21 protein-coding genes and 1 other RNA gene are annotated in these 26,043 nt (G+C 65.5%); 7 read left to right on the forward strand and 15 right to left on the reverse strand.

Annotation, left to right across the window (positions count from 1 at the left end; translation table 11 throughout):
- Positions 1 to 10 precede the first annotated feature (10 nt).
- Both serC and gyrA read right to left on the reverse strand, forming a co-directional pair.
- On the reverse strand, positions 11 to 1,108 hold the full coding sequence (gene serC, locus EPD82_RS10205; protein ID WP_141056586.1) for a 3-phosphoserine/phosphohydroxythreonine transaminase: 1,098 nt from the start codon (positions 1,106 to 1,108) through the stop codon (positions 11 to 13).
- Positions 1,095 to 3,677 (reverse strand): DNA gyrase subunit A, encoded by a 2,583-nt coding sequence (gyrA, locus tag EPD82_RS10210; protein ID WP_055424121.1) that lies wholly within the window; start codon positions 3,675 to 3,677, stop codon positions 1,095 to 1,097. Before gyrA ends, serC begins: the two co-directional genes overlap by 14 nt.
- A 76-nt stretch (positions 3,678 to 3,753) precedes the next feature.
- On the opposite strand from gyrA, the gene EPD82_RS10215 reads away from it, so the two are divergent.
- The 4 genes from EPD82_RS10215 to ssrA all read left to right on the forward strand — a co-directional run bounded on the left by EPD82_RS10215 (position 3,754) and on the right by ssrA (position 7,086).
- Positions 3,754 to 5,097, forward strand: a complete 1,344-nt coding sequence (locus tag EPD82_RS10215; RefSeq protein WP_141056587.1) for a TRZ/ATZ family hydrolase — start codon at positions 3,754 to 3,756, stop codon at positions 5,095 to 5,097.
- Positions 5,098 to 5,174: 77 nt separating this feature from the next.
- Entirely contained in the window at positions 5,175 to 5,888 is a 714-nt protein-coding gene (locus tag EPD82_RS10220; protein ID WP_055424123.1) for an OmpA family protein, read from the forward strand.
- 64 nt (positions 5,889 to 5,952) lie between these two features.
- A complete protein-coding gene (gene ubiG / locus EPD82_RS10225) occupies positions 5,953 to 6,651 on the forward strand; it encodes a bifunctional 2-polyprenyl-6-hydroxyphenol methylase/3-demethylubiquinol 3-O-methyltransferase UbiG (protein ID WP_055424124.1) in 699 nt (232 codons plus the stop codon).
- A 64-nt stretch (positions 6,652 to 6,715) separates the two neighbouring features.
- Positions 6,716 to 7,086: a transfer-messenger RNA gene (gene ssrA / locus EPD82_RS10230) on the forward strand.
- Positions 7,087 to 7,779: 693 nt separating this feature from the next.
- On the opposite strand, the gene EPD82_RS10235 is transcribed toward ssrA, so the two are convergent.
- The 5 genes from EPD82_RS10235 to EPD82_RS10255 form a co-directional block, all read right to left on the reverse strand.
- Positions 7,780 to 8,532, reverse strand: coding sequence for a hypothetical protein (locus EPD82_RS10235; protein ID WP_141056588.1), 753 nt, complete (start codon positions 8,530 to 8,532; stop codon positions 7,780 to 7,782).
- A gap of 222 nt (positions 8,533 to 8,754) precedes the next feature.
- Positions 8,755 to 11,508 carry a hypothetical protein gene (locus tag EPD82_RS10240; protein WP_141056589.1) on the reverse strand — a complete coding sequence of 918 codons (2,754 nt, stop codon included), beginning with the start codon at positions 11,506 to 11,508 and terminating at the stop codon, positions 8,755 to 8,757.
- A gap of 3 nt (positions 11,509 to 11,511) precedes the next feature.
- Positions 11,512 to 11,709, reverse strand: a complete 198-nt coding sequence (locus tag EPD82_RS10245; protein ID WP_141056590.1) for a helix-turn-helix transcriptional regulator — start codon at positions 11,707 to 11,709, stop codon at positions 11,512 to 11,514.
- Between the two features lie 106 nt (positions 11,710 to 11,815).
- Complete coding sequence (locus tag EPD82_RS10250) at positions 11,816 to 12,511, reverse strand: hypothetical protein (protein WP_141056591.1); 696 nt, start codon at positions 12,509 to 12,511, stop codon at positions 11,816 to 11,818.
- A complete protein-coding gene (locus EPD82_RS10255) occupies positions 12,501 to 13,751 on the reverse strand; it encodes a tyrosine-type recombinase/integrase (RefSeq protein WP_141056592.1) in 1,251 nt (416 codons plus the stop codon). The genes EPD82_RS10250 and EPD82_RS10255 overlap by 11 nt, the downstream gene beginning before the upstream one ends.
- A gap of 649 nt (positions 13,752 to 14,400) precedes the next feature.
- On the opposite strand from EPD82_RS10255, the gene EPD82_RS10260 reads away from it, so the two are divergent.
- Together EPD82_RS10260 and EPD82_RS10265 are read left to right on the forward strand one after the other, a co-directional pair.
- The gene (locus EPD82_RS10260; protein ID WP_037411672.1) at positions 14,401 to 14,598 is read left to right on the forward strand and encodes a hypothetical protein; all 198 of its coding nucleotides are present in this window, start codon (positions 14,401 to 14,403) and stop codon (positions 14,596 to 14,598) included.
- Complete coding sequence (locus EPD82_RS10265) at positions 14,598 to 19,154, forward strand: AAA domain-containing protein (protein WP_141056593.1); 4,557 nt, start codon at positions 14,598 to 14,600, stop codon at positions 19,152 to 19,154. The genes EPD82_RS10260 and EPD82_RS10265 overlap by 1 nt, the downstream gene beginning before the upstream one ends.
- A gap of 117 nt (positions 19,155 to 19,271) precedes the next feature.
- On the opposite strand, the gene EPD82_RS10270 is transcribed toward EPD82_RS10265, so the two are convergent.
- From EPD82_RS10270 to EPD82_RS10305, 8 genes are all read right to left on the reverse strand, one after another.
- Positions 19,272 to 19,736 carry a hypothetical protein gene (locus tag EPD82_RS10270; protein WP_055424126.1) on the reverse strand — a complete coding sequence of 155 codons (465 nt, stop codon included), beginning with the start codon at positions 19,734 to 19,736 and terminating at the stop codon, positions 19,272 to 19,274.
- A complete protein-coding gene (locus EPD82_RS10275) occupies positions 19,733 to 20,116 on the reverse strand; it encodes a hypothetical protein (RefSeq protein WP_004869841.1) in 384 nt (127 codons plus the stop codon). Before EPD82_RS10275 ends, EPD82_RS10270 begins: the two co-directional genes overlap by 4 nt.
- On the reverse strand, positions 20,113 to 21,492 hold the full coding sequence (locus EPD82_RS10280) for a recombinase family protein (RefSeq protein WP_141056594.1): 1,380 nt from the start codon (positions 21,490 to 21,492) through the stop codon (positions 20,113 to 20,115). Before EPD82_RS10280 ends, EPD82_RS10275 begins: the two co-directional genes overlap by 4 nt.
- A complete protein-coding gene (locus EPD82_RS10285; RefSeq protein ID WP_019562251.1) occupies positions 21,492 to 21,935 on the reverse strand; it encodes a DUF2924 domain-containing protein in 444 nt (147 codons plus the stop codon). The genes EPD82_RS10280 and EPD82_RS10285 overlap by 1 nt, the downstream gene beginning before the upstream one ends.
- Positions 21,935 to 22,126 (reverse strand): hypothetical protein, encoded by a 192-nt coding sequence (locus EPD82_RS10290; protein ID WP_024890398.1) that lies wholly within the window; start codon positions 22,124 to 22,126, stop codon positions 21,935 to 21,937. Before EPD82_RS10290 ends, EPD82_RS10285 begins: the two co-directional genes overlap by 1 nt.
- Before the next feature lie 104 nt (positions 22,127 to 22,230).
- Complete coding sequence (locus tag EPD82_RS10295) at positions 22,231 to 24,486, reverse strand: hypothetical protein (protein WP_141056595.1); 2,256 nt, start codon at positions 24,484 to 24,486, stop codon at positions 22,231 to 22,233.
- 25 nt (positions 24,487 to 24,511) lie between these two features.
- The gene (locus EPD82_RS10300; protein WP_141056596.1) at positions 24,512 to 25,084 is read right to left on the reverse strand and encodes a PIN domain-containing protein; all 573 of its coding nucleotides are present in this window, start codon (positions 25,082 to 25,084) and stop codon (positions 24,512 to 24,514) included.
- Between the two features lie 4 nt (positions 25,085 to 25,088).
- A complete protein-coding gene (locus tag EPD82_RS10305; RefSeq protein ID WP_004869856.1) occupies positions 25,089 to 25,550 on the reverse strand; it encodes a helix-turn-helix domain-containing protein in 462 nt (153 codons plus the stop codon).
- A 226-nt stretch (positions 25,551 to 25,776) separates the two neighbouring features.
- On the opposite strand from EPD82_RS10305, the gene EPD82_RS10310 reads away from it, so the two are divergent.
- Complete coding sequence (locus EPD82_RS10310) at positions 25,777 to 26,040, forward strand: MerR family transcriptional regulator (RefSeq protein ID WP_055424131.1); 264 nt, start codon at positions 25,777 to 25,779, stop codon at positions 26,038 to 26,040.
- Positions 26,041 to 26,043: the final 3 nt, after the last annotated feature.

Consider the following 26,043-nt stretch of genomic DNA (forward strand, 5'->3'; position numbering starts at 1 on the left):
CCCCCCTTGCTCAGGCATGCCGCACGGCAAAATCGCGCAGGAAGGCGGCGAGCGCCTCCACCCCCTCGAGCGGCATGGCGTTGTAGATGGAAGCCCGCATGCCGCCCACCATCTTGTGCCCCTTGAGGTATTTGAGCCCGGCGGCCTCGGCTTGCTGCAGGAACGTTTCGTTCAAAGACTCGTCGGCGAGACGAAAGGGCACGTTCATCCAGCTGCGCCAGCGCGGCTCGACGGCGTTGCGGTAAAAGGGCGTGGCATCGATGCACTCGTAGAGCAGACGCGCCTTGGCTTCGTTGCACTGCGCCATCGCCGCGAGCCCGCCGAGCGATTCGAGCCACTGAAAAACCAGCCCGGCGACGTAGATGGCAAACGTGGGCGGCGTATTGAGCATCGAGCCGTTCTCGGCCATGCGGTCGTAGCGCAGCACCGGCGGGGTGCCCTCCCAGGGCGAGGCCATGAGATCGCGGCGCACGATCACGAGCGTCAGTCCCGCCGGGCCGATGTTTTTCTGCGCCCCGGCATAGATGAGGCCGAAGCGGCGCACGTCGATCGGGCGCGACAGCAGGTGCGAGGACATGTCGGCAACGAGGGGCACGCCAGAGGCTTGCAGCGCCTCGAGCTCCAGCCACTCCACGCCGTGGATCGTCTCGTTGGTGCACACATGCACGTAGCGCGCATTGGGATCGAGCGAAAGCTCCTCGGGGCGCGGCGCGCGGGTAAAGCCGCTTTCCTCGGTGGAGCCGGCCAGACGGACCCTGCCGCCGAGCACGGGCGCGATGCGCTGCGCCTCCGCAAACGCCTTCTGCGACCAGGCGCCGGTGACGACGTAATCGGCCGAGCCGCCGCCGAGCAGGTTCATGGGGATGGCGGAGAACTGCAGCGTCGCCCCTCCCTGCAGGAAGAGCACGGCGTAGTCCTCGGGAATGGAGAGCAGCTTGCGGAGATCGGCCTCCGCCCGCGCGATCACTTCTGAAAAGTGCTTGCCGCGATGGCTCACCTCGATGATGCTCGAGCCGATCCCGTGCCAGTCGAGCAGCTCCTCCTGCACCGTGCGCAGGACCGGCTCCGGCAGCATCGCCGGCCCGGCACTGAAGTTATACACCCGCATCGTCTTCCCCTTCGTCCTCGTCCCCGACCACCGGCGTACGCGCCACTTTCACCACCGTCACCAAGCGGTCGCCGTCGTCCAGCGCCATCAGCGTCACCCCTTGGGTGGAACGGCCCATCTCGCGGATGTCGTCGACCGAAGTGCGGATCAGCACCCCGTTCTGCGAAATGAGGATGATCTCATCGCCCGGCTGCACCAGGCAAGCGGCCACGAGACGGCCGTTGCGGCGGCTGGTCTGGATGGCGATCATCCCCTTGGTGCCACGCCCGTGGCGGGTGAATTCGGCCACCGGCGTGCGCTTGCCGTAGCCCGCCTCCGTGGCCGTGAGCACCGAGCCGGACTCGTCGCGCACCACCAGCATCGACACCACCTGCTGACCGTCTTCGAGCGCCATGCCGCGCACACCGCGCGCCTCGCGCCCCATCGGCCGCACGTCGTCTTCGGCGAAGCGCACCGCCTTGCCCGCGTCGGAGAAGAGCATCACGTCGCAGGTCCCGTCGGTGAGGTCTACGCCGATGAGGCGGTCGCCGTCGTCGAGCGACAGCGCCACGATCCCGGCCTTGCGCGGATTGGCGAATGCCGACAGCGCCGTCTTCTTCACCACGCCGGAGGCGGTGGCGAAGAAGACGTAGTGCGCATCGTCGAACTCACGCACCGGCAGTACGGCCTGGATGCGCTCGTCCGGCCCCATGGGCACGAGGTTGACGATGGGCTTGCCGCGCGCACCGCGAGCCCCCTCGGGCAGCTCGAAGACGCGCAGCCAGTAGACGCGCCCGCGGCTGGAGAAGCACAGCACCCAGTCGTGGGTATTGGCCACGAACACCTGCTCGAGGAAATCTTCCTCCTTGACCGCGGCCGCCTGCTTGCCGCGCCCGCCGCGGCGCTGCGCCCGGTAGTCGTCGAGCGGCTGGCGCTTGACGTAGCCGGCGTGCGACAGCGTGACCACCATGTCCTGTGGCGCCACCAGGTCTTCGAGGCGGATCTCGTCGGCTTCGAGCACCAGCTCGCTGCGGCGCGGATCGGCGTACTGGGCGGCGATCTGGCGCAGCTCCTCGGCGATGATGGCCGAGACGCGCTCGGGCCTGGCAAGGATGTCGAGCAGATCGGCGATGCGCTCGATCACCTCGCGGTACTCCTGCACGATCTTGTCCTGCTCGAGCCCCGTGAGGCGCTGCAGGCGCAGATCCAGGATCGCCTGTGCCTGCACTTCCGACAGGCGATAACCTTCCTCCGACCAGCCAAACTCGGCCCCCAGCCCCTCGGGACGGAAACGCCCGGCATCCTCGCCTGCGCGCGCCACCAGCTCCGCCACCACCGGCGAATGCCAGCGGCGCGCGAGCAACGCCTCTTTCGCCGCAGCCGGCGTGGGCGAAGCCTTGATGAGCGCGACGATTTCGTCGACGTTGGAGAGCGCCACCGCCAGACCTTCCAGGATGTGCCCGCGCTCGCGCGCCTTGCGCAGCTCGAAGACGGTGCGCCGCGTCACCACCTCGCGCCGGTGCGCAAGGAAGTGCCCGACGAGGGCCTTGAGCGTGAGCGTCTGCGGCCGACCATCGACGAGCGCCACCAGGTTCATGCCGAAGGTATCCTGCATCTGCGTGTGCTTGAAGAGCTGATTGAGGATCACCTCGGGATGCTCGCCGCGCTTCAATTCGATGACCACGCGCATGCCGGACTTGTCCGACTCGTCGCGGATCTCGCTGATGCCCTCGATGCGCTTCTCATTGACGAGCTCGGCGATGCGCTCGAGCAGCGTCTTCTTGTTGACCTGATACGGCAGCTCGTCGACGATGATCGCCTGCCGGTCGCCGCGGCCGATCTCCTCGAAATGGGTGCGCGCCCGCATCACCACGCGGCCCCGCCCCGTACGGTAGCCCTCGCGCACCCCTTCGAGCCCGACGATGAGCCCAGCAGTAGGGAAATCCGGCGCCGGTACGTACTGCATCAGATCGTCGTCGGAGAGCTCGGGGTTTTCCAGCAACGCCAGGCACGCCCGCACCACCTCGCCGAGGTTGTGCGGCGGGATGTTGGTGGCCATGCCCACCGCGATGCCGCTCGAACCGTTGATGAGCAGATTGGGAATGCGGGAAGGCAGCACCAGCGGCTCGCGCTCGCTGCCGTCGTAGTTCGGACCGAAATCGACGGTTTCCTTGTCGATGTCGACCAGCATCTCGTGCCCGATGCGCGACATGCGGATTTCCGTGTAGCGCATGGCCGCGGGGCTGTCGCCGTCGACCGAGCCGAAGTTGCCCTGACCGTCGATGAGGGGATAGCGCAGGGAAAAATCCTGCGCCATGCGCACGATGGTGTCGTAGACGGCCGTGTCGCCGTGCGGGTGGTATTTACCGATCACGTCGCCGACGATGCGCGCCGACTTCTTGTAGGGCTTGTTCCAGTCGTTGCCCAACTCGTGCATGGCGTAGAGCACGCGCCGATGCACGGGCTTCAAGCCGTCGCGCACGTCGGGCAGAGCCCGGCCGACGATGACGCTCATGGCGTAGTCGAGATAAGAGCGCCGCATCTCCTCTTCGAGGGGCACGGGCAAGGTTTCGCGGGCAAAAGAATCCATTGAGCAAAAACCGCCGTACAAATCCGTAGAATTCGCTATTTTATCACGCCGTTCAACCCCCTTCCGGAGCCCGCCGATGCCCGAGCCGACCGCGCTTCAGTCCGCCGATGCCCTCCTCCTCCCCCGCTGGTTGCTGCCGATGGAACCGGCCGGGGCACTGCTCACTGGTCACGCCGTCGCGATCCGCAGCGACAAAATCCTCGACGTAGGGCCGACCGACGCGCTGGAACGGCGCTGGCGCCCCCGCGAGCGCGTCGAGCTGCCCGAGCACGTGCTGCTGCCCGGCCTCATCAACGCGCACACGCACGCGGCCATGACCCTGCTGCGTGGCATCGGCGACGATCTCCCTTTGCGCCGCTGGCTCGAAGAGGCGATCTGGCCGCGCGAGGCGGCCCTGATGAGCGAGGAATTCGTCTACGACGGCACGCTGATCGCCGCCGCCGAGATGCTGCGCGGCGGCATCACCACCGCCGTCGACATGTACTTCTATCCCGAGGCCGCCGCGCGCGCCTTCACCACCATGGGCATGCGCTCGGTGCTCGGCATCACCGTCATCGATTTTCCTACGCCGTACGCGGCCGACGCCGACGAGGCGCTCGCCAAAGGGCTCGCCGTGCGCGACGCCTGGCGCGAGGAACCGCTCGTCTCCTTCCTGCTCGCGCCGCACGCACCCTATTCGGTGGGCGATGCGGCGCTTGAGCGCATCGCCACCCTCGCCGCCCAGCTCGACCTGCCGGTGCAGATCCACCTGCTCGAAACGGCGCAGGAGCGGGAAGAATCACACGCACGCCACGGCGAGACCCCCCTGGAGCGGCTCGACCGCCTCGGCCTGCTGGGACCGGGGCTCGTCGGCGTGCACGCGGTGCACCTCACCGAGAGCGAAATCGCGCTGCTGGCCGAGCGCGGCGTAGCCCTCGTGCACTGCCCCACCTCCAACATGAAACTTGCCAGCGGCATCGCCGCCGTACCCCAGTGGCTCGATGCCGGCATCGCCGTCGGCCTGGGCACCGACGGGGCGGCGAGCAACAACCGGCTCGACCTCTTTCAGGAGATTCGCCACGCGGCCTTGCTCGCCAAGGTCAGCCAAGGACGCGCCGAAGTACTACCCGCGATACAGGCACTGGAACTCGCCACGATCGGCGCTGCCCGCGCCCTCGGCCTGGAACATCGCCTCGGCTCGATCCGCCCGGGCAAGGCCGCCGACCTCATCGCCGTTGCCCTCGACGCCGTCGAAACCCAGCCCTGCTACGACCCCTGCTCACATCTCGTCTTCGTCGCCGGACGCGAGCACGTCAGCGACGTCTGGGTCGCTGGCCGGCGGCGCGTGGCCAACGGCCAACTTCTGTTGCAAGAAAGCAACAGCCATTTGACCGCTTTGGCGCAAAACTGGCGACAGCGGATTCAGTTGCAAACCCGCTGAAAAAGTGCTTGTATAATGAACTCAAGGATGCAATCCCAGACCTTGTCCCAACCGTTTTCACAAGAAAGGATGCTGCCATGACTAAAAACACCCGCCTCAAGCTGCTCGCCGTGCTCGGAACGCTCGGTTTCTCCATGAGCGCGATGTCCGCCGACGTCGTCGTCGATCCGAAAGGCGTCGTTCCCTACGTCACCGACTCCCGCAACGTCGTCGTCACCTCGGGTTCCGGCCTGTGCGTGCAGGCAGGCGCCAGCTGGTCGCCCGCAGCCGCCGAACAGGCCAAGGACGCCAGCGGCAAACCGCTCGCCTGCAGCTGCGATCCCGACCTGATCGCCAAAGAAAAATGCGAACCGCCCAAGCCGGCCGCTCCGGTCGCGCGTCCCGCGCCGAAACCTGCCGAGCAGAAAGTCAAGCTCGCGGCCGACACCCTCTTCGACTTCGACAAGGCCACCCTGCGCCCCGAAGGCAAGGCCAAGCTCGACGAAATCGTCTCGCAACTCGGCAAATACAACGTCGAAGTCATCCTCGCCGTCGGCCATACCGACCGTATCGGCAGCGATGCCTACAACCAGAAACTCTCCGAGCGCCGCGCCGACGCCGTCAAGAAATACCTGATCAGCAAAGGCGTGCCGGCCAACCGCGTCTACACGGAAGGCAAGGGCGAGAAAATGCCCGTCACTGGCGACAAGTGCAAAAACATGGGCCCGGAAAACCGCCGCAACAAGAAACTCATCGACTGCCTGCAACCCGACCGTCGCGTCGAAATCCAGGTCATCGGCACCGACAAGTAATTCTGGTCATCCGATGTCTGCGAAAAACCCCGCCATGGCGGGGTTTTTCTTTGGAGAAACTGCTATGACGAACGTCGACCCGCTGGAACTCGCCAAATTCGACGAGCACGCCCACCACTGGTGGGATCCGACGAGCGAATTCCGCCCGCTGCACGAGATCAATCCGCTGCGGCTCTCCTGGATCGAGTCGCACGTCACCCTTGCCGGCAAACGCGTGCTCGACGTCGGCTGCGGCGGCGGCATCCTCTCCGAAGGAATGGCGCAGCGCGGCGCCAAGGTCACCGGCATCGATCTCTCCGCTGCCGCCCTCGACGTCGCCAAGCTCCATCTCCTGGAATCCGGCCTATCGGTGGACTACCGCCTAGAGAGCGCAGAGGACCACGCCGAAGCACATCCCGGTGCCTACGAGGTCGTCACCTGCATGGAGCTGCTCGAGCACGTCCCCGACCCCGAATCCATCGTCGCCGCCTGCGCCGCGACGCTCGCCCCCGGCGGCTGGGCCTTCTTCGCCACGATCAACCGCACGCCCAAAGCCTACCTGCACGCCATCCTGGGGGCGGAATATCTGCTGAGGCTGCTGCCGCGCGGCACCCACGACTTCGGAAAATTCATCCGCCCCGCCGAACTCGCCCGCTGGGCGCGATCGCACGGGCTCGAACCGGTCGCCCTCAAGGGGCTGGGCTACAACCCGCTCACGAAAACCTATCGCCTGATCGACGAAACCGCGGTAAACTACCTGCTCGCCGCCCGCAAGGCGACGTGAAAAAAGTGCACCCACCGGCGGAACTTTTCCGCCCTGCGATGCACTAATACCTTGCAAACCCAATGGGGCCGTACCTGGCTTCGACGGGGGTCGCAAAGCAGCACAGCGCATACCGAGGACCAGTCCCCTCGTAAATCCACTGGAAAGCAAACAAACGCCAACGACGAGCGTTTCGCTCTCGCCGCCTGAGGGCGGCGAGCGCTGCACCGGCTGGCCTCTGGGCCGGATGATGGCGTAAGCCATCTCGCAGCGTCATTCACAGAGGCTCGTCCCCGGGTCGGGCCGCTTGGCTCGGGGCCTAAAACCAAGGCGGCTCGCGTCGGTGCGGTGAGCCTACCCACCCACACCGGCGCTAAATTCAAACGGTAGGCTAAGTATGTAGACCTGGCTGTAGAGGGCTTCCGGACGGGGGTTCGACTCCCCCCGGCTCCACCAACACATTCGCATAAGTGCTTGATTTCAAAGGAAAAAACGGCAAGCAAAAAATTTCTGCCTTATCACTTGCCTTATCGTTTTTCCTGCCTTATCGTCTTGCAGCGCGTCCCGTTTTTTTGATGTGGTCGGCATGAACCGCCTTCCGGCCGCCGCCGCCGCCGGTCGCCACAGCCGCCGCCGTTCCTGGCGTGGGTGCGCGCGCCTTGCCTCTTCAACCATGGTTAAACTGGGTCGCAACCATGGTTAAAAGGTGCGCTTGGCCGTGCGCCGCCATAGCGCCGCTGTAGGCCGTTTTCTTGGATCGCCCATAGGATGGCCTATCCCAGCCAGAGAAAATGGCTCAGAAGCCCGCTACGCAAGCCGTTTTTCTTTCTGGCGTGGGGTGGTGGTGCTCTTCCAGGGTTCGCGTGGTGACGCCGCCTCAAAGCCTGGCCGCACGGCGCAAGCGCCACGCTTGAACCGGCGAAAGCGTCACGCTAAAGCCGTCAAAAAGAGCGCATCGCATCGCCGCCCGCCGTCTCTCATTCCGGCGCGATGCGTCGGCATATTCAAGTTTCAGGATGCGAAAACTGCCGACCAACGCGGATTGCATCACCCTAACCATGGAACCCGTCGGAGTACCTTTTGCCGCCGCTTGGCGTGGCCGTGAAGCGTGCTTACCGCCGCCGTAAGCGCACTTCACGGGGGGAGTGATCAAGGCCTTGGCAGGGGATCGCCAAACGCCTGGCGCGCCGCGCGCAGTGCCGCGCGTGATTCCTCGGTGGCCTCGAACGATTGCGCCACCGCCAGCCGCTCGGCCTCGGGGCGTGGCAAGCCGCCGTCGAATTCGGCCACCGCCGCGCGCTCTTCCCAATCGCGGAATCGCTCCAGGTAGTAATGCCGCGCCGTCGAATCCTCGGCCCCCGCCGCCACCGCCTTGGCGATGGTCGCCGGGTCGGTCTCGCCGATCAGCTCAAGCCAGCGCCGAATGCGGGTGCGCTCGTCCTCGAGCAACGGCCGTTCCGGTGGCGTTTTCCCTGGCGCGTGCGCCACCGCCTCCACCGCGCCAGTCTCGGCGTGCAGCACCTCTTCGCGCGTCTTGGCGGGGAAAAAGGCGATGACGCGCTCGGTGCCGTCGATGTAGCGGATGCGCCACGTGGTGGCGGGGGCGTCGTCGGCAGGCCGGGGCGTCGGGGCGGATGGGGTGGCGTCGGTGGCCGCGGGCCGTGCCTCGGCGATGGTGGCCGCGGGGCGTGCATGCCGGGGCGTGGGCGCCGTCGTCGGGCCGCCGGTGCGTTGCGGGGCGTCGGTGGCATGTGCGCCGACGAAGGGGGCGTCGGTGCCGTCGGTGCTGCCGTCGCTGTGGGCTCGTGCGCCGTCGGTGCCGTCGGTGCCGGTGCACTTCGGGGCGTCGTCCGCGCCGGTGCGCCGCCGGGATCGGATGAAGAGCTCGTCAAGCGTGGTCATACCTTCCTCTTGGAGAACTTTGCGGGTTTGGCGGATTTGCGGGGTTCTCGGCAGTCCAAAACCTTTTTGTGTACGTCCTATAGAAATGGTCTTGTTCGCCTCGCGCGAAGGAGGGAAAACATCCCCGCAAATCCGCGCAAACCCTGCACGGTGGGTTTGCAGGAAAAGTTTTTGGAGTGCACCAATCCCCGCAAACCCGCGCAAACCCGCAAAAGTGGAGGGTCACCCCTCCCGCTGAATGATCCACCTCGCGACCTTTTCGTGAAGGTCGTCGCCGAGGCGCCGCAGCATCAAGCCGCGGGCGATACGGTCGCGACGGTAGAGCAGCAGGCGGCCGATTTGTTTCGCGCTTCGCGGCTCGCCGCCCAGGAACGCGGCGAAGGCCTCGGCAAGCTCGGGGTCGCGCCCGTAGCCTTCGAGCCGCTGGAACACGTCGCGCGTCATGAAGGGCTTGGCGCCAAAGGCCGCGGCCAGCGCCTCGAGCAGGTCGCCGAGACTGTCGAGCTCGGGGTCGGAGGCCGTCGCACCCGTGATGGCGTCCATCGGGTCGCGCCAGTGTTGCGGGTCGCGCCGGGCGAGCCACGCGACGGGTTGGCGCACCAGCTCGTCCCAGCGCTCGAACGATGCCGTGCTGCCGGGGGCGCGGATGCCGTCGCGGTAGTCGCTCGAGCTCAGCCAGCCGCGAATGATCACGCAGGCGGCCGCCGCGAGCCGCTGGCGTTGCCGCCGCACCCGCTCCACCGGGTCGAAGGCGAAGCGCCGCGCGAAGGGGCGTTCGCTTTGCGGGTCGATCCGGCAGACGAGGAAGCGCCGGGGCAGGTCGCCGGAAAGGATGAGATTGTTTCCCGTCACGCAGAATAGGGCGCGATTGGGTACGCTCGTCGCTTCGCTCACGCCAAGGATGCGGTCGCGATAGATGGGGGCCGTGAGCGTGGCCGCAAGCGCCGCGCTGTCGAAGGTGCCGACCACGTTATCCCACACGATCGCCCGCTCGCCCGACACCAGCGCCGTCGTCAAGCGCTTGCGCACTTCGGCGTCGTCGCCGCGTTCGCTCTTGACGTGGGGCCATATCGTCGGGGGTTCGCCCGTGGCGAGCACGCATAGGGCGCTTGCCAATAGCGTCTTGCCGCTGCCTTGCACGGGCGCGTCGAACCCAAAGCCGGGGCAGGTCGGCAGGACGGGGCGCTCGACGGCCGAGAGTAGCGCCGCCAGCAGCACGCTACGGTCGAGCACCCCGGCAAAGGGGAAATACTCGAAGGGCGCCATGATCGCGTCGAGCGCCGCGTCGATCTCTTCGGCCGTGGGCGCCTCGGGCACGATCGGGGGCGTCTCGGCGCCGGGGTCGTAGAACAAGCGCGAGACGTGATCATAGCCGGGGGCCGTGAGCACCTGGCCGTCCAGCCGCACCAACGGGGCCGAGACGACGGCCTCAAGCGGTTTCAGCTTGCGCTCGGCGCCAAGCGCGAGCAGGGTGTCGATGACCTTGGGGGGCGGGTCGCGGTCTTCATCGACGATGCTTCCGTCTCTCTGTTTCTTTTTGCCGAAGAACTGGAACTCGCCGCCGAGATAGTACGCCAGCCGCTCGCGCTTGAAGGGGATCACGCGGCCTTCGCTGACGGTGGCAAGCTCGCTGCCAAAATCAAAGACGTCGTCGGCTTTGCGCAGATACTCGAGCAGCCAGTCGGCAAGCTCGCGCGTGCGCCCGCCCACGATCTCGACACGCCGCGGGGCGCGAATGAGCCTGTAAGTGGAGCCACCATGAGCAAACGATTTTAGCGTCGGTCGCATGCCGACCAAAAAGAGCTTGCCGACCAGCCGCCCGCCGTCGTAGTCGGGTTCGAGCGGGTCATGGCACAAGGCGCCGTGGTATCTGGCGCGATGGTCGAGCACCTCGCCGACAGTGACGGTGCGCCCGTCCTCGAGGATGAGGGGAAAGTCGCCGTGCAGGATTTTTTTCTCGATTGCCTGCTGCGCGAGATGCGCCGCGTGCTCTAAGTCGGTGCCGTCCGAGAGCTCGTCCGCGAGCTCTTGCGCGAAGGCTTCGCGTTTCTCGCGCGCCAGCGGGGCGACGGCTTGGCGGGCCACGTGCTGCACCTCGCCGATCCGCTTCCGCTCGCTTTGGGTGAGCGGGGGCAGGCCGTCGAGTGGGGGCGCCTCGGGGTGGCGCACGATCGGCGGGCCGCGCCGCTGTTCGAGCGGGGCGATGCAGTGCGCACCCGCCGCGAAGACGAGTCGCTCGGGTTGCCACACGCTGGCGTCGACCAAGGTTCGCTCGAGCAGGGCGCCAGACTTCGACACTTCATAGCGCCCGAAGCCCGCCAGCCACAGGCGCCCTTTGATCGTCTCGCCAAGCTCGGGGATGCGCCGCGCGTCCGCGACGATGACGTAGATGTGAAAGCCGCGCAACCCGGCAAGCTCGCGTTCGCCATGCCAAATGCAGCTCGACGAACTTGGACGAATCACCATCGGGGCGGCCTCGAGCTCGGGCACCGCCGTGAAGAGGGCGCCGAGCGCCGCGTCGATCCCCAAGGGCTCGCCGTCCTTGGGCGCGTCGAAGTCGAGCAGCAGCACGCCGGGGGCGTTCGCCCATTGGAAGAACTCGCGCGAGCGGGCGATGACGCCGGGGGTGGTCACAGCGGGCAACTTGTCCTTGGTGACGACGGCGAACTCGTCGCGCGCCGGGTCGCAAGGTTCGCCAAAGGCGAGCGCGTGCCGGGGTTCCAGGAATTCGAGCATCTCGACGAACTCGCCGACATTCTCGAGCCGGTAGCGTCGCGCCTTGCCACGCGCCATTTGCGGGGGTGTTTTCTTTTCGAGCTCGCCATCACCGTCGAGCCGCAGCGTCTTCGTGATGGGACGGTCGGCCTCGAAGACGACGAGGGTCAAAGGGGTGCTATACTGGGCGAGCGTGCATTCGTTCTTGTCGGCCGTCTCGGGAGCTCCACCCGGGGCGGCCGTTTCGTTTTGGGCCTCCATCGCTCACGCCCTCTTCCGGGCCGCCCACGTGGGAACGGGGGCCGTGCGCAGCCATTCTTCGACTTCTTCGGCCAGCCAAAAGAGCCGGGAACCGGCCATACGGGGCGCGGGGAAAGTGCCGTTGCGCGCGTGGCGATAAACCCATACACGCGAGCGGCCGATGAGCTCGCAGACTTCGGATTGGGATAAAACACGTTGCATGGTGCCGCTCCATAAGGAATGAATGCGACACCAAAGATATTTCACCAAGAGCCGGGTTTTCTGGACATGTCCGCCGCCGCTTGGACATGTCCGGTTTCAAACGTGATCAATCCTCGGCGCGTAGCCAATTCCTCAGGTAGCGCGATAGCGTCTTGGGGGCGATGGTCTTCCCGCGGTGCTGCCCGATGGCCTGGAGCAAGGCCGATGCCTTGGACACTTCGGCCTCGGTAGGGCGCTCGATCAGAAACGCCGCGCCCGCCTCTTCGAGCAGTCCGGCGACGATGGCGCGCATCGTCTCGCGGACATCTTCCCGCGGGGGCGGTTCAATTTCCTGCACTCTGGGGGAATCGGCAGGCGGGGGGAATCCTTCGTTGAGGAATCGCTTGAGAAGAGCGCCAGAGACGCCGAGAAACGGGGGTCTTAGGGGTGTTGTGTCCAAGAAGTGGAGAAAAACGTTGTGCCGATAAAAAAAAGCTTCTTTACGCCTCTCTTGCATGTTGATTTTTTTGGAAAAAATCCATTGAGCAACATCTGAACTGCTTAGTTCTATCCATTGTGGCCATTTTTCCCAAGAAAAAATATCTTCATTCATCTCTTCTTCACTTGAATACTCTTTACCCAAAGAAAAAGTAAAATCAACGGCTAGAGCTGGTCGATCGCACGGCGCAACCAAAAAATAAAAGCCGTTCGTCGCGCCCGCATAGATCGCCTCTTCCGACACGTCCAAGATGCGCGCCACCTCGGGCACCGGCAAAACGAAGTCGTCGGGGATGTTGCGCCACCGTTTCAAGTCATCGACCATCGTCGTTTGCTCCTGTAGTGACGAACCTTGCCCATTGCTCCATCAGCGGCCGCCGCTTCTCGACAAGGTCGCCGCGGGCATAGACGGCTTCGACCTCGCCTTTGTAGTCATGCGCGAGCGCGTCTTCGAGCAGTGCGCGGGGATAGTGGGTCTCGTTCTCGCCCCAGGTGCGAAAGGTGGCGCGAAAGCCGTGGGCCACGATGACGCGCCCACCCTGGCGCCGGTCGATCCAACCTACGCCGTCGGCCGCGTGCTTGGCCGCGTGCAGGTCGCGCAATAGTTTCGTCAGCGCCATGTCCGACAAAGGCTTGCCGCCGCGCGATGGGAACACCCAAGGACAATCGGTAAAGCGTGGCAGGGTGTTCAGCAGCGCGAGCGCGGCCGCCGACAGGGGCACGGCGTGGGGGCGCTTGGTCTTCATTCGTTGCCCGTAGTCGCTGGCACCGGGGATGCGCCAGACGCGCGCCTCGAAGTCAAACTCTTGCCATTGGGCAAAGCGCACGTTGAGGGGGCGAACGGCCGTGAGGATGAGCAGCGCGAGCGCCCGGGCGGCCATGCTCGTCTTGGCGTCGAGCACCCGCCAGAAGTCGGCGGCCTCGGCGTAGTCGAGCGCGGGCATGTTCTCGCCTTCGACCACCTTGGACGGGGCCGGTAGCAGCTTGTCGAGATGGCCTTTCCACCGCGCCGGGTTCTCGCCGCCGCGCAGTCCGTGGGCCGCCGCCCAGTCGAGCACGGCCGCGATGCGTTGCTGCAAGCGCGATGCCGTCTCGGTCTTCGTCGTCCATATCGGCTCGAGGATGGCGAGCACGTGGCGCGTCTCGACCTCGGCGGGGCGCAGGTGGCCGATGATGGGGAAAGCGAACTGCGCGAGGGTGTTTTCCCATTGCTGCACGTGCTTGGCGTTCGTCCATTCGGCGCGCTTGGCCTCGATGAGCCTGGCGGCGCATTCGGCGAAGGTGAGCGCGACATGACGTTTCACGCGCAGCGTCTCGGCCGGGTCACGCTTTTCGAGCTTGAGCACGCGCAAGAGCTCGTCGCGCTTTTCCCGCGCATCGGCCAGCGCCAGCACATCGAGCGGCCCCAAGGTGAGCTCGTTGATCTTGCCGTTGAACCGGTAGCGCAGTACCCAGCTACGCGAGACACCGCGCACCCGCAGATAGAGATTGCGGCCGTCGGCGTGGTAGCCGTCCGGCAACCTCGCCAGCGCCCGTGGGGCGAGCCGGTTGATTACCTTTGGCATAAATTCTGCCTTATCGCTTGCCTTATCATTTTACGACGCATGACGAAACACGATGAGACAGATTATAGCCTAGGTGCCTTGATTTACAATACTATTTGAAACGACGAGAAATTGCACATTACATGGGAATGGCGGACCCCGGCTCCACCAATACCCCAAGGCCAACCGATCTCGGTTGGCCTTTTTTCATGCCCGCAACGCCAGTATTGGCGCGGTTTCCGGGCGGCGCCTTGCGGACGCGCGCGCCGTCCGAGCGCCGTTTCCGCCCCGACAGCGCCTCTCTGTTCTCGGTTTTTCTCTGCGGCCCGTGGTGGGAACCAGAGGCCACCTCCTTGTCTGACAAGGACTTAGAGACCCCGGGTTGCGGTCGGAGACTGCCTTGCAACGGCGACCGAGGTTGTGTACCATCCTTTCTGTAAATTCCGTTTAGCGCCTCTGGCAGGAAGTGCGCGGCGCTCGGTCTGACGCCATGACTTCGAGAAAGGAGTATGCCCATCATGGCGATGCGTGTCGAAACCAATCCTTTGGAAATGGCTTATGCTGTGTTGCTCGAACTCGGCCTCGAGAGTTTCTTCCCCAACTCTTCCCGTCATTGACGAACGCACGTCTTCAGGGCAATACTTTTGCAACACCGAATGGGACCAAAGCGATGCCGCGAGTCAGACGCAAGACCGAAGTCGCGACCATCAAACTCACGCCTGAAGTCAGGCGTGCATGGGTGGCCGCCGCCGAGGCCGAGCGCCGCTCGTTGGCCAACGTGTTCGAGGTCGCCATCCTCGAGTACGTCAAGCGCCACCACATAGCCGTGCCCGCTGCCGTCAAAGAAGAACAGCCCAGGGAAGACTGATGCCGACGACCCCGCAACACGGTTTGCTTACACGCCTGCTCGATTACATCGTCGAGCAGGGCAAGGAGATCGACCCCAGGGCCTACGTTCTCACGGGCGCCTCCGACTTCAGGCGTTTCCCAAAGGACCTGTCCGGGCTGCCCGGCGTCGACCTTGATCGCAAGGTCGAAGGCGACCACATCTGGCTGCAGGTTGCGCGCCTCGCGTCCACCTCGCCATCTGCTCCTGACGAGGAGGTGCGGCCCTATATCACCTATTCCGACGATCCGAGCGGGCCCGTGCCGACCCTCAACGAGCAGGCGCTGCAACATCGATTCGCAGCTGACAGACGTACGATGAGTGAGGAGGTCGCGGCCACTCGCGACAAGCATCGCCGCGAGCGCGTCACGAGAGCCTTGACGGACTACATACCGCTTTGGCAGGCCTGGGCCGAAGGGGAGAAACCCCGGCGCCGCACCATCGCACTCTATGGCGATCTCTTCATGCTCAAGGGTCGGCTCGAAGCCGAGGAGACCTCCAACCCATGGGAACTGGTTTGGGGCATGGGCGTGTCGGCCTGGAAGTTCACCGGCACGCGCACGGAGGACGGAAACGGCAAGGGCGTCAGCGTCGACTACCAGTACCCGCTGCTGACACAAGTCGTCGAGATTGACCTCGACCCCCAGACGCACACGATTTCGGTGCGCCCCAGGGCCGTGGCCCCGCGCCTGGAGTTCGACGCCTTTGGCGCCTGTCAAGTCATGGGAGCGGCCGAAGTCGAGAAGCAGGCCAAGGTGCTCCTGGAGAGCGAATCGGAACGCACGCTCACGCCGTTCGACATCGGCAGCTTCGAGCCCATCTTGAAGCTCGTCGCCGGAAGCCTCGACAAGGCGGGGCGCTACGACCCGGCCTATCAAGACTTACCCACTCCGTCCGACCAACTGCTCGTCACGGCCGGATGGGTGTTGTTCGTTCGTCCGCGCTCGGCCAACTTCCTGGTCGAGGACATCCGTCGTCTAAAAGCACGCCTGCAAGCAGGCGATGCGATACCTGCCGGCCCTGCTTGCCTCGTGACGCCGCCCTCTGATGAGGTCGTCAAGTACGAGGCCATCTCGTTTCGAGGCCTATGCAGCGGCAGCAGTGCCAAGGGTGAGCCGCGCGAACTCTACTTCCCGCTGCCCTATAACCAAGAGCAGGAGACCATCGTCGAGATGCTCGAGCGCGCTCCTGGCGTCTGCGTCCAAGGGCCGCCAGGCACCGGCAAAACGCACACGATCGCCAACATCATCTGTCACTACCTCGCCACTGGGCGCAAGGTGCTGGTGACATCCAAGGGCGAGCATGCGTTGTCCGTGCTGCAGGAGAAGATCCCGGAGGACGTGCGGCCACTGACAGTGGCGCTGCTTTCAGGCGACAAGGAAGGGATGCGGCAGTTCCAGGCCTCCATCGAGGCCATCATCCACAACCTGTCGCAGCTCAACACACGCGCCATACAAGACGAGATTGAGCGCTGCAAGCAGCTGATCGACGCCGCACACGCCGAGATCGCCCGTATCGACAAGCGCGTTGACCAGATTGCCGTTCAGCAGTTGGCGGGCATCGAGGTCGATGGCGTGCAGATGCGCGCGCAGAAGATGGCCGAGCTGGTCGTCTGCGGCCAACAACAGCACGACTGGTTCGACGACGATCTGACGCTATTGCCGGAGCACGCCCCGCCCCTGAGCGACGCCGAGGCACAGACGCTCAGAGATGCCCGCCGCCGACTGGGAACCGACCTCATCTACGTCTCTTCACGGCTGCCCTCGAGCTTCGGGCTCTTGCCTACCGAAGAGGTGGCCAAGCTGCACGACGCTCTCGTGGGTATTCGCGAAATCGATGGTGCTGAGGCCGACGGCGAATTGCTGGCGCTGCGTGCCTTGACGCCCGAGGTGCTCGATGAAGCCCGCCGCATGCTCGCGGCAGTCGACCAGGTGCTCAAGATCGTGCACCACCTGGAAGAATTGGAGAGCCCCTGGGTCTTCGATCTGCGAACCAAGTGCCGACGCCCGGACTTCGCCAGCGAACAGGAGGCGCTGAAGGCACTGCTGGCCGAGGTCGACGAACTGGTGCAGGCTCGCGCGGCATTCCTGCAGCGGCCTGTGGCGTTGCCCGCTGAAGCATTGGGCAACCCGAAGGTCGTCCAAGCCATCGAGCGGGCGCGCGAGACGGGCAAGCCCTTCGGGTTGATGAGCTTTGGCAACGGTGATGCGAAGGAACAGGTGGGTGCCATCCGCGTGTCCGGACTACCGCCCCAAGCAGTCGAGGACTGGGTACATGTGCATCGCTATGTGCGATTGCACGAGAGGGTACTGTCGTTCTCCGTGCGATGGAATCAGTTCGCGCAGGAACTCTCGGTGCCTGAGGTCAAGGCTGACGTAGAGGCGCTGCGCTCGACCGAGCGGATTGCGCTCGCGGCGAAACTGGCGCACGAACTGGCGATCGCCCACGACGCCAATCTGCCTCGCATGGCCGAGAAGGTGTTTCGCGAGCCGCCGAAGAACGAACTCCTTGGCGGCTCGTCTCAACTGCAGATGGTGCGCGAACATCTACGCCGCCACCTCACGCGCGCCGAGCTCGCGACTGCCGCCGCGCAGCTCGCCATTCTCCAGGAGAAGCTCGCCGGCACTTCGGGGCCGGTGGTCGAGCGGCTGCGCGCGTTCATCGACTCGCAGCTCGGCAATCCCGAAGTCGCCACCGAGCGCATCGTGGCGCAGTATGCGGAGATCATCGGTGAGATCAAGCGCGTCGAGTCGCTGTCGTCGAGCCTGGCAACCGTCAACGACCTGTGTACGCGCATCGAGCGCGCCGGGGCGATGAAGTGGGCAGCCCGCCTGCGTTCTCAAGTACTCCCGCCCACCGGCGACGACGAGGTGTTGCCTGTCTCATGGCGCGATGCCTGGAACTGGGCGCGCATCAAGAACCACCTCGCAACCATCGAAGCCCGCGATGAACTCCTGACGCTCGCACAACGCCGCCGCGACCTCGAGAGAGTGCTCGCTCAGCAGTACGAGCAGTTGGTGGCCAAGTCGGCGTGGCTTGAGACAAAGGCCCAGGCATCAGCCAGGGTGCTATCCGCCCTGGAGAGCTACCGTGTGGCCATCCGGAGGATCGGCCAAGGCACCGGGCCCAACGCCACCCGCTATCGACGCGACGCACAAAAGGCGATGCTCGACGCTCAAGGCGCCATTCCCTGCTGGATCATGAGTCATGCCAAGGTCTCCGAGAGCATGCCGGCCCAGCTCGGTGTCTTTGACCTGGTCATCGTGGACGAAGCCAGCCAGTCCGACCTCTGGGCATTACCAGCGGTGCTACGTGGCAAGAAGATCCTGGTGGTGGGCGACGACAAGCAAGTATCACCGAGTGGTGGCTTCATCTCGGCAGCCAAGATCGCAGCGCTCCGAGAGCGCTTCCTCTCTGACCAACCTTACGGGCGGGACCTGACTCCTGAGAAGTCGCTGTACGACATCGCGTCCACCGTCTTTGCGGCCGAGCGCGTGATGCTCGCGGAGCACTTCCGTTGCGTGCAGCCCATCATCGCCTACAGCAACAAGACCTTCTACAAGAACCAGATTCGACCCCTTCGCGTGCCCAAGGCCTCTGAGCGCATCGACCCACCGCTCGTGGACGTATTCATTGAGCATGGGGTGCGGGACAACCGGGACGTCAACCGGATGGAGGCCGAGTTCATCGCAGCTGAGATCGAGGCCATCCTGCGTAACCCCAAGCTGCGCAATCGCACGATCGGGGTCGTGTCGCTCTTGGGGCCAGAGCAGGCCAAGTTCATCCACAACTTGGTGGTCAGCCGGGTGGACCTGGCCGAACTCGATCGCCGAAAGTTCGCCTGCGGCGACGCCTACGTGTTCCAGGGCAGCGAGCGCGACATCATGTTCCTGAGCATGGTGGCCGACGCCACCCGCCATCACGCGCTCTCCGGACAGATCTTCGAGCAGCGATTCAACGTCGCCGCCAGCCGTGCCCGCGACCGTATGTACCTCGTACGCTCAGTCAAGCTCGGTGAGCTGTCGATGACGGACGTCCGGCGCACGCTCGTCGAACACTTCACCATGCCGCTGGAGGGCGGCGAGGAGGAAAGGAGCCTCGTCGACCTGTGTGAGTCTGGTTTCGAGCGCGACGTGTATTCGTCGCTCGTCGATCTCGGCTATCGCGTCACGCCTCAGGTCAAGGTTGGTGCCTACCGCATCGACATGGTGGTGGAGGGAGCGAACGACACGCGCCTTGCTATCGAATGTGACGGCGACGAGTTCCACGGGCCGGACCGCTGGCCGGCAGACATGCAGCGCCAGCGCATACTCGAGCGCGCTGGCTGGGTCTTTTGGCGGTGCTTTGCGTCGACGTGGTCGCTGCGTAAGGACGAGGTGCTAGCCGAACTCAAGGCACGGCTACATGCAATGGGCATCGAGCCGCTTGGGGCTCTGGAGCGCATACCGTCGGTTGTCGAGAGTCGCGTGTGGTCGATGCCGAGTGCAGTTGCCGGCAGTTCGGTTGCAGATGAGGCTGGCGACGCGGTTGCGGTGTAGCGATGACTGGGCTTTCTCGCAATGCTCGCTGCCCTTGCTAAACAGGCAACAAGTACGCACTGCTGCTTGGGCAAACTCGATTGGGATATTCGTCCCGCCGACTGGTTCAAGATCGCCTCAGTCAAGCAACCGCACCTGCTCGCGCCAGCCGTAAGGCCAGGGGCGGCCCAGCACCTTCTCGACGGCGAGGTCGGGCGATCCGATCAGCCGCTCGACCACCTCGGGCGCGAGCAGCGTCAGCCGCATCAGGCGATGCACTTTGGATACATCCAGCCCTTCGGCCTGGGCGATCTCGGCCGCCGACGCCACCCGCCCCTCATGGAGCAGCCGTTGCCAGTGGTGCGCCAGCCCGAGCGCGCGCATCAACGCCGTGTCCTTGGCCTCGGTGCGCGCCGGGCCGGCCCACGTCGAGTGAACCTCCACACCTTTCGGTGCGCCGGGCGGCGCGATCACCGCGCGCCGGATGCAGCGCTGCACCAGCCGCCAGGGCACGAAGGTTTCCAGTTTCACGCCGCCCGCCGGCGTCGGCAGTTTCTGGGTGACCGGCGCTCCCTCGATGCGTCCCCGGTGCTTCGTGCTCACGCTTTCTCCTCGAAGCGCCGCACGATCTCGCGCTGGGCCGCCCAGTCCACCGGCAGCGGGTGGCGCTGGAACCAGATCAGGCTCATCCGGCGTGGCTGCCGCCCGGCCATCAGCATCTCGACGATGTCGGGCGCGAGCAGCGTCAGGCGCAGCAGCTCGTTGACCACCGAGTGGTGCAGCCCTTCGGCACGCGCGATGGCCGAGCCGCTGGGCATCGCGCCGCTGTCTAGCAGCCGTTGCCAGTGGAAGGCCCGTGCCATCCCTTCGATGAGCGTGCTGTCGTGCGCGTCCCGGTCCTCGGCCTGGTGCTGAACCAGCCGGCGCACGCCGCGCCGCCGCAGGGTCAGCGGCACGAAGGTCTCGAGCGTCCCGTCCTTCATGCCTCGACCTCCAGCAGCTCGGCGCCGATGCTCCTGGGCGCGAACTCGCCGATCAAGGCGTCCCAGCCCAGTTCGCGCCACTTCACCCGGATGCCCTGCATCTCGTCGGTGTGGACGAGATCGATGCGCTCGATCATCAGGTTGGCGATGCGGTGCTGCTCAACCGGGAAGAGCTGATCCCACACGTCGTTGAGGCGCCCCATCGCCATCACGACCGTGGCCTCGTCGATCGGTGCGCCCTGGCGTTGGATGTGGCGCACGACGGCGGCGATGGATTCGGGGCTGGTCAGCACGGTGCGGATCTGGGCCACGACCGCCGCCTCGATCTCGCGGGCGGGCAGGCGCTCGTAGCTCTTGCCCGGCGCGCCGAAGCGGCTCTCGGACTTGGAGACGTAGTACTGGTACTTGCGGCCGTTCTTGCGCGAGTACGTGGGGTACATGCGTTCGCCCGTCGGCGCGTACAGCAGCCCCCGCAGCAGCGCGTCGTTGCGCGAGCGGATCTTGGTGTCCACCGACCGCGCGTGGCTGTCGCGGGCCAGCACCGCGTGAACCTGGTCCCACAGCTCGCGCTTGATGATCGGCTCGTGCACGCCGGGGTACCACTGGCCCCGGTTCGACAACTCCCCGAGGTATATGCGGTTGCGCAGCACCTTGTGGATGTACTTCTTGTCGATGCGCGTGCCGGTCCGCACCCGCCCGTCCTGCGTCGTCCACGCCTTGGTCGTGATGCCCTCGGCGGTCAGGCGCGCTGCGATCTGCGTGGGTGAGCCAATGGTCAACATCTCCTCGAAGATGCGGCGCACCACCGCCGCCTCGGCGGGGTTGACCACCAACTGGCGATTGACCACGTCGTAGCCGATGGTGGGCACGCCGCCCATCCACAGCCCCTTCTTCTTGGCCGCGGCGATCTTGTCGCGGATGCGCTCGCCCGTGACCTCGCGCTCGAACTGGGCGAAGGACAGCAGGATGTTGAGCGTGAGCCGCCCCATCGAGGTCGTGGTGTTGAACTGCTGCGTGACCGAGACGAAGGACACGCCGTGGCGCTCGAACACCTCGACCATCTTGGAGAAGTCGGCCAGGCTCCTCGTCAGGCGGTCGATCTTGTAGACCACCACGATGTCGATCAGCCCGCGCTGGATATCGGCCATCAGGCGCTTCAAGGCCGGGCGCTCGGTGTTGCCGCCGGAGTAGCCGGGGTCGTCGTAGTCGTCGGCCACCGCAATCCATCCCTCGGCGCGCTGGCTGGCGATGAAGGCGTGCCCGGCTTCCTTTTGCGCATCGATGGAGTTGAACTCCTGGTCGAGCCGCTCGTCCGACGACACCCGGCAGTAGACCGCACAGCGCTTGCGCGCCTTGGTGGAGGCGATGTCCGTCATCAGGCGCCTCCCTTCAGGCCGAAGAACAGCGGGCCGCTCCAATGCTGGCCGGTGATGTGCCGCGCCACGGCGGTCAGGCTCTTGAAGCGGCGGCCTTCGTATTCGAAGTGACCATCGGCGTCAACCGTCACCCGGTGCTCGCGCTCGCCCCATTCGCGTAGCAGCACGGTGCCCGGTGCGAAGTCGAACTTGCGCGGGCGCGCGCGCAGTTTGATCTTGGAGTGCTTCGCGCCGATGGCCTCAAGGCGCTGGCGCGTTTCGGGTGCGAGTCCGCCGAAGGCTTCTTCCTGCAGCTTGTAGGCGATACGGGATTCGACATGGGTGCGGTTCGGAAACTCCGGGCGCCGCTCGAAGTACCGATCCCAGAGCACCCAGAGTTCGGCCATCGGCAGGTGACTCAGCTCGGCGATCCGCGCCGCGACGGAAGCTTGTTTCTCGTTCATCACAACTTCTCCTGTTGAGAGGGGGTTGTATGAACGCGCTGGTCGGGCAAGAAGCCAAGGCGAACCGCGCTCTGTTCCAGCCCGGAAGACCCGAGGGTACGGACGATGGCGGCCGCAAGGATGGTGGTGATTTCGCCAGCACGGGCGCTGGCGCTCATCTCTGCCGGAGATGCAAGTTCGAGGTTTCTCATGACGGCTCCAGGGAATCGAAACCGCCAGGGATGATGTGCGCAGATTTCCGAAGCGGATCGCAACGCCGATCAATCGGCGCGGCGCGCTGACGCCTCAACGGCGGTCAGACGTCTTCGGTGACTGCTTCGATCGCAGCGCTGCGCGTGTCGCTGTCATCGACGATCACTCGATCGAGTGGGGTCAGCTTCAGCTGCCACGCCCGCGTGCCTGGGACCCTTTCGAGATAGTCGCGCCAGGGCGAGTGCTTGCCGGTGAAGAGGTTGGCCGGAGACGTGCAGCCCGTGCCGGCCATCAGCGCCTTCGTGTTGACGTGGGGCGTTCCTGCGGCCCAGGCCTCCACCAGCCGCTGCAAGACGGCGATCCTTGCTTTGCCCGTGACCCGCCACGGCGCCTTGCCCGGAAGGTACAGCGTCGCCGCGTGACCATCGGGGGCGACCTTGAGCGTCACCGTCGACCCGCCCATGGCCGCCAGTTGCCCGTGGCGATAGGCCACCTTCAGCCGGTCCAGGTCGATGGCGCTGCCGTTGCCCGCATCGGCGAGCACATCCTCGATGGGAATGACGACATTGGTGCCGGCGAATGGCAGCGGCGTCGAGGTCGTCGTCAACACCACGCCCGCCACCGGGCGCGGACGAAGCCTCAGCGCAGCGTCGACTTTCGCGTACGCGCGCTCGTGGGACATCCTGGAGGCGAAGTACAGCGCCACGGCATGGCCGTCGATGTCGATCTCGCCAAGGAACACCGGCTCGTCGTCGAAGTGCCGACTGCGGGGTCCTTTCAAGGCCGATCCCAGCGCCGTGATCAATTCCTCGCGCAACCAGTCCAGCTGCACCTTCCAGCGCCGGGCGAGACGGGCCGGCAGGACCACGTCGTTGCCCGTCAGAGGATCGCGGTAGCGCACGGTGTCGGCATCGGCGCAGCGTTCGAGCACCACCTTCATCGGCTCGCCTTCGTCGACGGGGACCGACAGCTCGGCGATGCGCTCGCCTTCGATGAGGATGCCTTCGTCCTGCAGCCGCTCGATGTCGATGCCGAGCTTATGCAGTGCGAAGCCGTCCATCGGGCTGCTGGCGCTCTCCAGAAGCCGGGCCACCTGCGCGATCAGGCTCGGATCGTCCCGCCCGCAGCCCGGGTGCAGCGGTTTGCGCACCCCCAGGGCCTCGAGCAGTTGCATCCCGGCGCGGCGCAGGCGTTGGTCTTTCTCGCCAGCCAGGCTGCAGCGACCGGGCTCGGCCAGCACGATGGCCAGCGGGGTGGCCGCCGTCTCCCCCTCGAACACCAGTTCGGCCACCAGGGTCACACCGAGCAAGGCACCAGGCTGCGCGAAGGGGTGGTTGCCCCAGCGCTCGTCGATCACCTCGTGCAGTTCTGCGCCGCTGTCGATGTGCAGCGTGACGGCGTCCGTGGCATGCCCAAGCAAAGCCTTGGCTTCGGTCAGATACAGCCGCTCGATGCGGCCCCCGTCGATGCGCGGCTTGGTGTCCTTCAGTGGCCGCGCAAAGCGCGACAGGTCGTAGCGCGAGCGGTCCAGCGGACGGTTCGACAAGGGGGCCTTGAAGCCGTGCCGGGACAGCACGTTGGCCAGCGGCGCACGGGTGCCCAGCGTCGGGGCAAAGACTTCGACGAGCCCACGATGAGGCGCGTAGATGAGGGTGGCGTCGCGCGCCGGGAAGTAGAAGAAGCTCTTGCGCTGGCGGTTGCGCATCTCCACCGCGGCCACCTGATCGCCGGCGAAACGCACCACGAGGTAGTGTGTCGCCTGGGTCTGGCCTTGCCGGTTCGGCTCCTCCATGGCCACGTGGATGACCTCGCAGGGCTCGGCCAGCCGCATCGCCTCGGTGAGTTGCGCTTCCAGCCGGTCCTTGACCTCATCGTTCCACAGGAAGGGCGGCGCCTCGCCAGGCACGTCGAACGCGTCGTGCAGGCGTTTGAGCCCCTTCAGGTCCTGGGTGTTGACGATGGACTCGGCAGTGTCGAAGAGCTTGATCGAGGCCTCGCTGTGCGTGCGCATCCACACCGCGCGACCGACCTCGCCGCCTTCTTGCGCACGAAACCGTGCGAGCAGGTCCTCGTCGTAGAGCTGCTCGGCGACGGTGGCGAGGATGGCGGCCCCGCGTGCGGTGCTCAGGCGCAGCACCCGCAAGGCTTCGCGCTCGGCCGGATCGCGCTGCTCCTTGCGCAGGTGCTTGATGTGCTCGATGAGGGCAGCGCTCAGCCCCTCGTCGGGCTGCGTCCAATCAAACCCGCGCTGCAGTCCCAGGCACTCGGGCAGGCCGGCGAACAGCTTGAGGACTGAGGCCGGCACGCGCTCGACCAGCTCCAGCAGACAGTGTGCGTTGGTCAGGGTCTTCTTGCCCATGCTCCCTCCGATACAGCGCGGTGCCTCACATGGCCATGACCCATGGGCGCATCACCGCCACCGATTGCGTCAGCCCCTGCGCCAGCAGGGTGTCCAGGTAGTCGTCCGCCGACTTGGGCGGGTTCTTCAGACTGCGGCGGTGGCGGGCGACTGCTTCGAGCACGCCGGCCGGGTGCAGATCCAGCAGATCGACGATGAAGTCGTCCGGATGCTGCGCCGCGAGGTTGTAGGGCTTGAGCGCCTCGGGCGGGAAGTCCTTGAGGTTGAAGGTCACGATGAGGCTGGCGCCGGCGTGGATGGCGGCCGCCACCACATGGCGGTCGCTGGGGTCGGGCAACTCGATCGAGGCAATCAGGTACTCGAAGCCGGTGACCAGGCAGTCGCGGACGTGGGCGTTCATCAGCCGCCGCGTGCGCTCGAGTTGCTCGGCAGTCAGATCGGGACGGCTGGCCAGCACGTGGCGCATCCACTCGTCGTGAATCCTGTCGCTCCAGCGCGCCCGGTACAGGTCCGACAGCGCCAGATGCATCAGCAGGTCGCGCAGGGGCGCGGGATAGAGCACGCAGGCGTCGTAGACGACGGTGAAGTGCGAGCTCATCCGCTCAGTACCCCATGCCGAGTTCCTGGGCCTGCGCGGCCAGTTCGTCGAGGGCCTTGCGGCGCTCGGCATCGATCCGGTGCTTGTAGGCGATCACGTCCTGGTAGCGCACCCGACGATGCGTGCCGATCTTGTGGAACGGGATCTCGCCTTTTTCCAGCAACTGCACGAGGAAGGGCCGCGAGACGTTGAGCAGGTCGGCCGCTTCCTGCGTGGTCAGTTCGGCGTGGATGGGGATGACGGTGACGGCATTGCCTTGGCCGATCTCGGTCAGCACGTCCAGCAGCAACCGCAGCGCCGTCGTCGGCAGCGTCACTGAGCGCACGGCGCCCTTGTCGTCGTGGAAGTCGATCTGCTGGGTCTCGGCGCGCGTTTGCAGCACCGTCGAGAGCACGCGCCCGGATTCCCGAGCCAGCGCGACGTCCTCGGCCGAGGGCAGCGCATTGGGGATGGTGGGGGTCGTCATGGGGCTCTCCTGGTCGGATCGGATGCGATAGGGGTCATTGTAAACGAAACAAACGAAATCGCAATAACCGAAAAGACATTGTTCTGACCATACAAATCAAAGACTTAAGGCGCATGCCTGGCTCGCCACCGGTCGGGCCGCGCCCCGTGATCGCCTAAAAAGCACTCGCCCAAGCCCAAAGCGCCGGGCAATTCAATGAGGGCTCCCAAACAGAAGGAGCCCCGCCATGCAGAAACACCCTGCATCTGTTCGATCCCCCCGGAACTTCTATCCGGCACCACCCGAAGGCACGACGCCGGTCGCGCTCAACGAGTTCGAACTCGCCGCCCGCTGGCGACTGTCCGTCCACACCCTGCGCCGCTGGCGGCAGGAGCAGCTGGGCCCGGTCTTTTGCAAGCTGGGCGCACGCGTCACCTACCTGATCAGCGACGTCGAGGCCTTCGAGCGGCGCGTCTCGCGCTACTCGACCTTCGCTCGGGCATACCAGTGAGGG

The organism is Tepidiphilus succinatimandens, from assembly GCF_006503695.1.
GTDB classification, from domain to species: Bacteria; Pseudomonadota; Gammaproteobacteria; order Burkholderiales; family Rhodocyclaceae; genus Tepidiphilus; species Tepidiphilus succinatimandens.

Excerpts from the sequence above, each read along its gene's own strand:
- serC (WP_141056586.1), bottom strand. The coding sequence starts at position 1,108 with ATGCGGGTGTATAACTTCAGTGCCGGGCCGGCGATGCTGCCGGAGCCG.
- gyrA (WP_055424121.1), bottom strand. The coding sequence starts at position 3,677 with ATGGATTCTTTTGCCCGCGAAACCTTGCCCGTGCCCCTCGAAGAGGAG.
- EPD82_RS10215 (WP_141056587.1), top strand. The coding sequence starts at position 3,754 with ATGCCCGAGCCGACCGCGCTTCAGTCCGCCGATGCCCTCCTCCTCCCC.
- EPD82_RS10220 (WP_055424123.1), top strand. The coding sequence starts at position 5,175 with ATGACTAAAAACACCCGCCTCAAGCTGCTCGCCGTGCTCGGAACGCTC.
- ubiG (WP_055424124.1), top strand. The coding sequence starts at position 5,953 with ATGACGAACGTCGACCCGCTGGAACTCGCCAAATTCGACGAGCACGCC.
- EPD82_RS10235 (WP_141056588.1), bottom strand. The coding sequence starts at position 8,532 with ATGACCACGCTTGACGAGCTCTTCATCCGATCCCGGCGGCGCACCGGC.
- EPD82_RS10240 (WP_141056589.1), bottom strand. The coding sequence starts at position 11,508 with ATGGAGGCCCAAAACGAAACGGCCGCCCCGGGTGGAGCTCCCGAGACG.
- EPD82_RS10245 (WP_141056590.1), bottom strand. The coding sequence starts at position 11,709 with ATGCAACGTGTTTTATCCCAATCCGAAGTCTGCGAGCTCATCGGCCGC.
- EPD82_RS10250 (WP_141056591.1), bottom strand. The coding sequence starts at position 12,511 with ATGGTCGATGACTTGAAACGGTGGCGCAACATCCCCGACGACTTCGTT.
- EPD82_RS10255 (WP_141056592.1), bottom strand. The coding sequence starts at position 13,751 with ATGCCAAAGGTAATCAACCGGCTCGCCCCACGGGCGCTGGCGAGGTTG.
- EPD82_RS10260 (WP_037411672.1), top strand. The coding sequence starts at position 14,401 with ATGCCGCGAGTCAGACGCAAGACCGAAGTCGCGACCATCAAACTCACG.
- EPD82_RS10265 (WP_141056593.1), top strand. The coding sequence starts at position 14,598 with ATGCCGACGACCCCGCAACACGGTTTGCTTACACGCCTGCTCGATTAC.
- EPD82_RS10275 (WP_004869841.1), bottom strand. The coding sequence starts at position 20,116 with ATGAAGGACGGGACGCTCGAGACCTTCGTGCCGCTGACCCTGCGGCGG.
- EPD82_RS10280 (WP_141056594.1), bottom strand. The coding sequence starts at position 21,492 with ATGACGGACATCGCCTCCACCAAGGCGCGCAAGCGCTGTGCGGTCTAC.
- EPD82_RS10285 (WP_019562251.1), bottom strand. The coding sequence starts at position 21,935 with ATGAACGAGAAACAAGCTTCCGTCGCGGCGCGGATCGCCGAGCTGAGT.
- EPD82_RS10290 (WP_024890398.1), bottom strand. The coding sequence starts at position 22,126 with ATGAGAAACCTCGAACTTGCATCTCCGGCAGAGATGAGCGCCAGCGCC.
- EPD82_RS10295 (WP_141056595.1), bottom strand. The coding sequence starts at position 24,486 with ATGGGCAAGAAGACCCTGACCAACGCACACTGTCTGCTGGAGCTGGTC.
- EPD82_RS10300 (WP_141056596.1), bottom strand. The coding sequence starts at position 25,084 with ATGAGCTCGCACTTCACCGTCGTCTACGACGCCTGCGTGCTCTATCCC.
- EPD82_RS10305 (WP_004869856.1), bottom strand. The coding sequence starts at position 25,550 with ATGACGACCCCCACCATCCCCAATGCGCTGCCCTCGGCCGAGGACGTC.
- EPD82_RS10310 (WP_055424131.1), top strand. The coding sequence starts at position 25,777 with ATGCAGAAACACCCTGCATCTGTTCGATCCCCCCGGAACTTCTATCCG.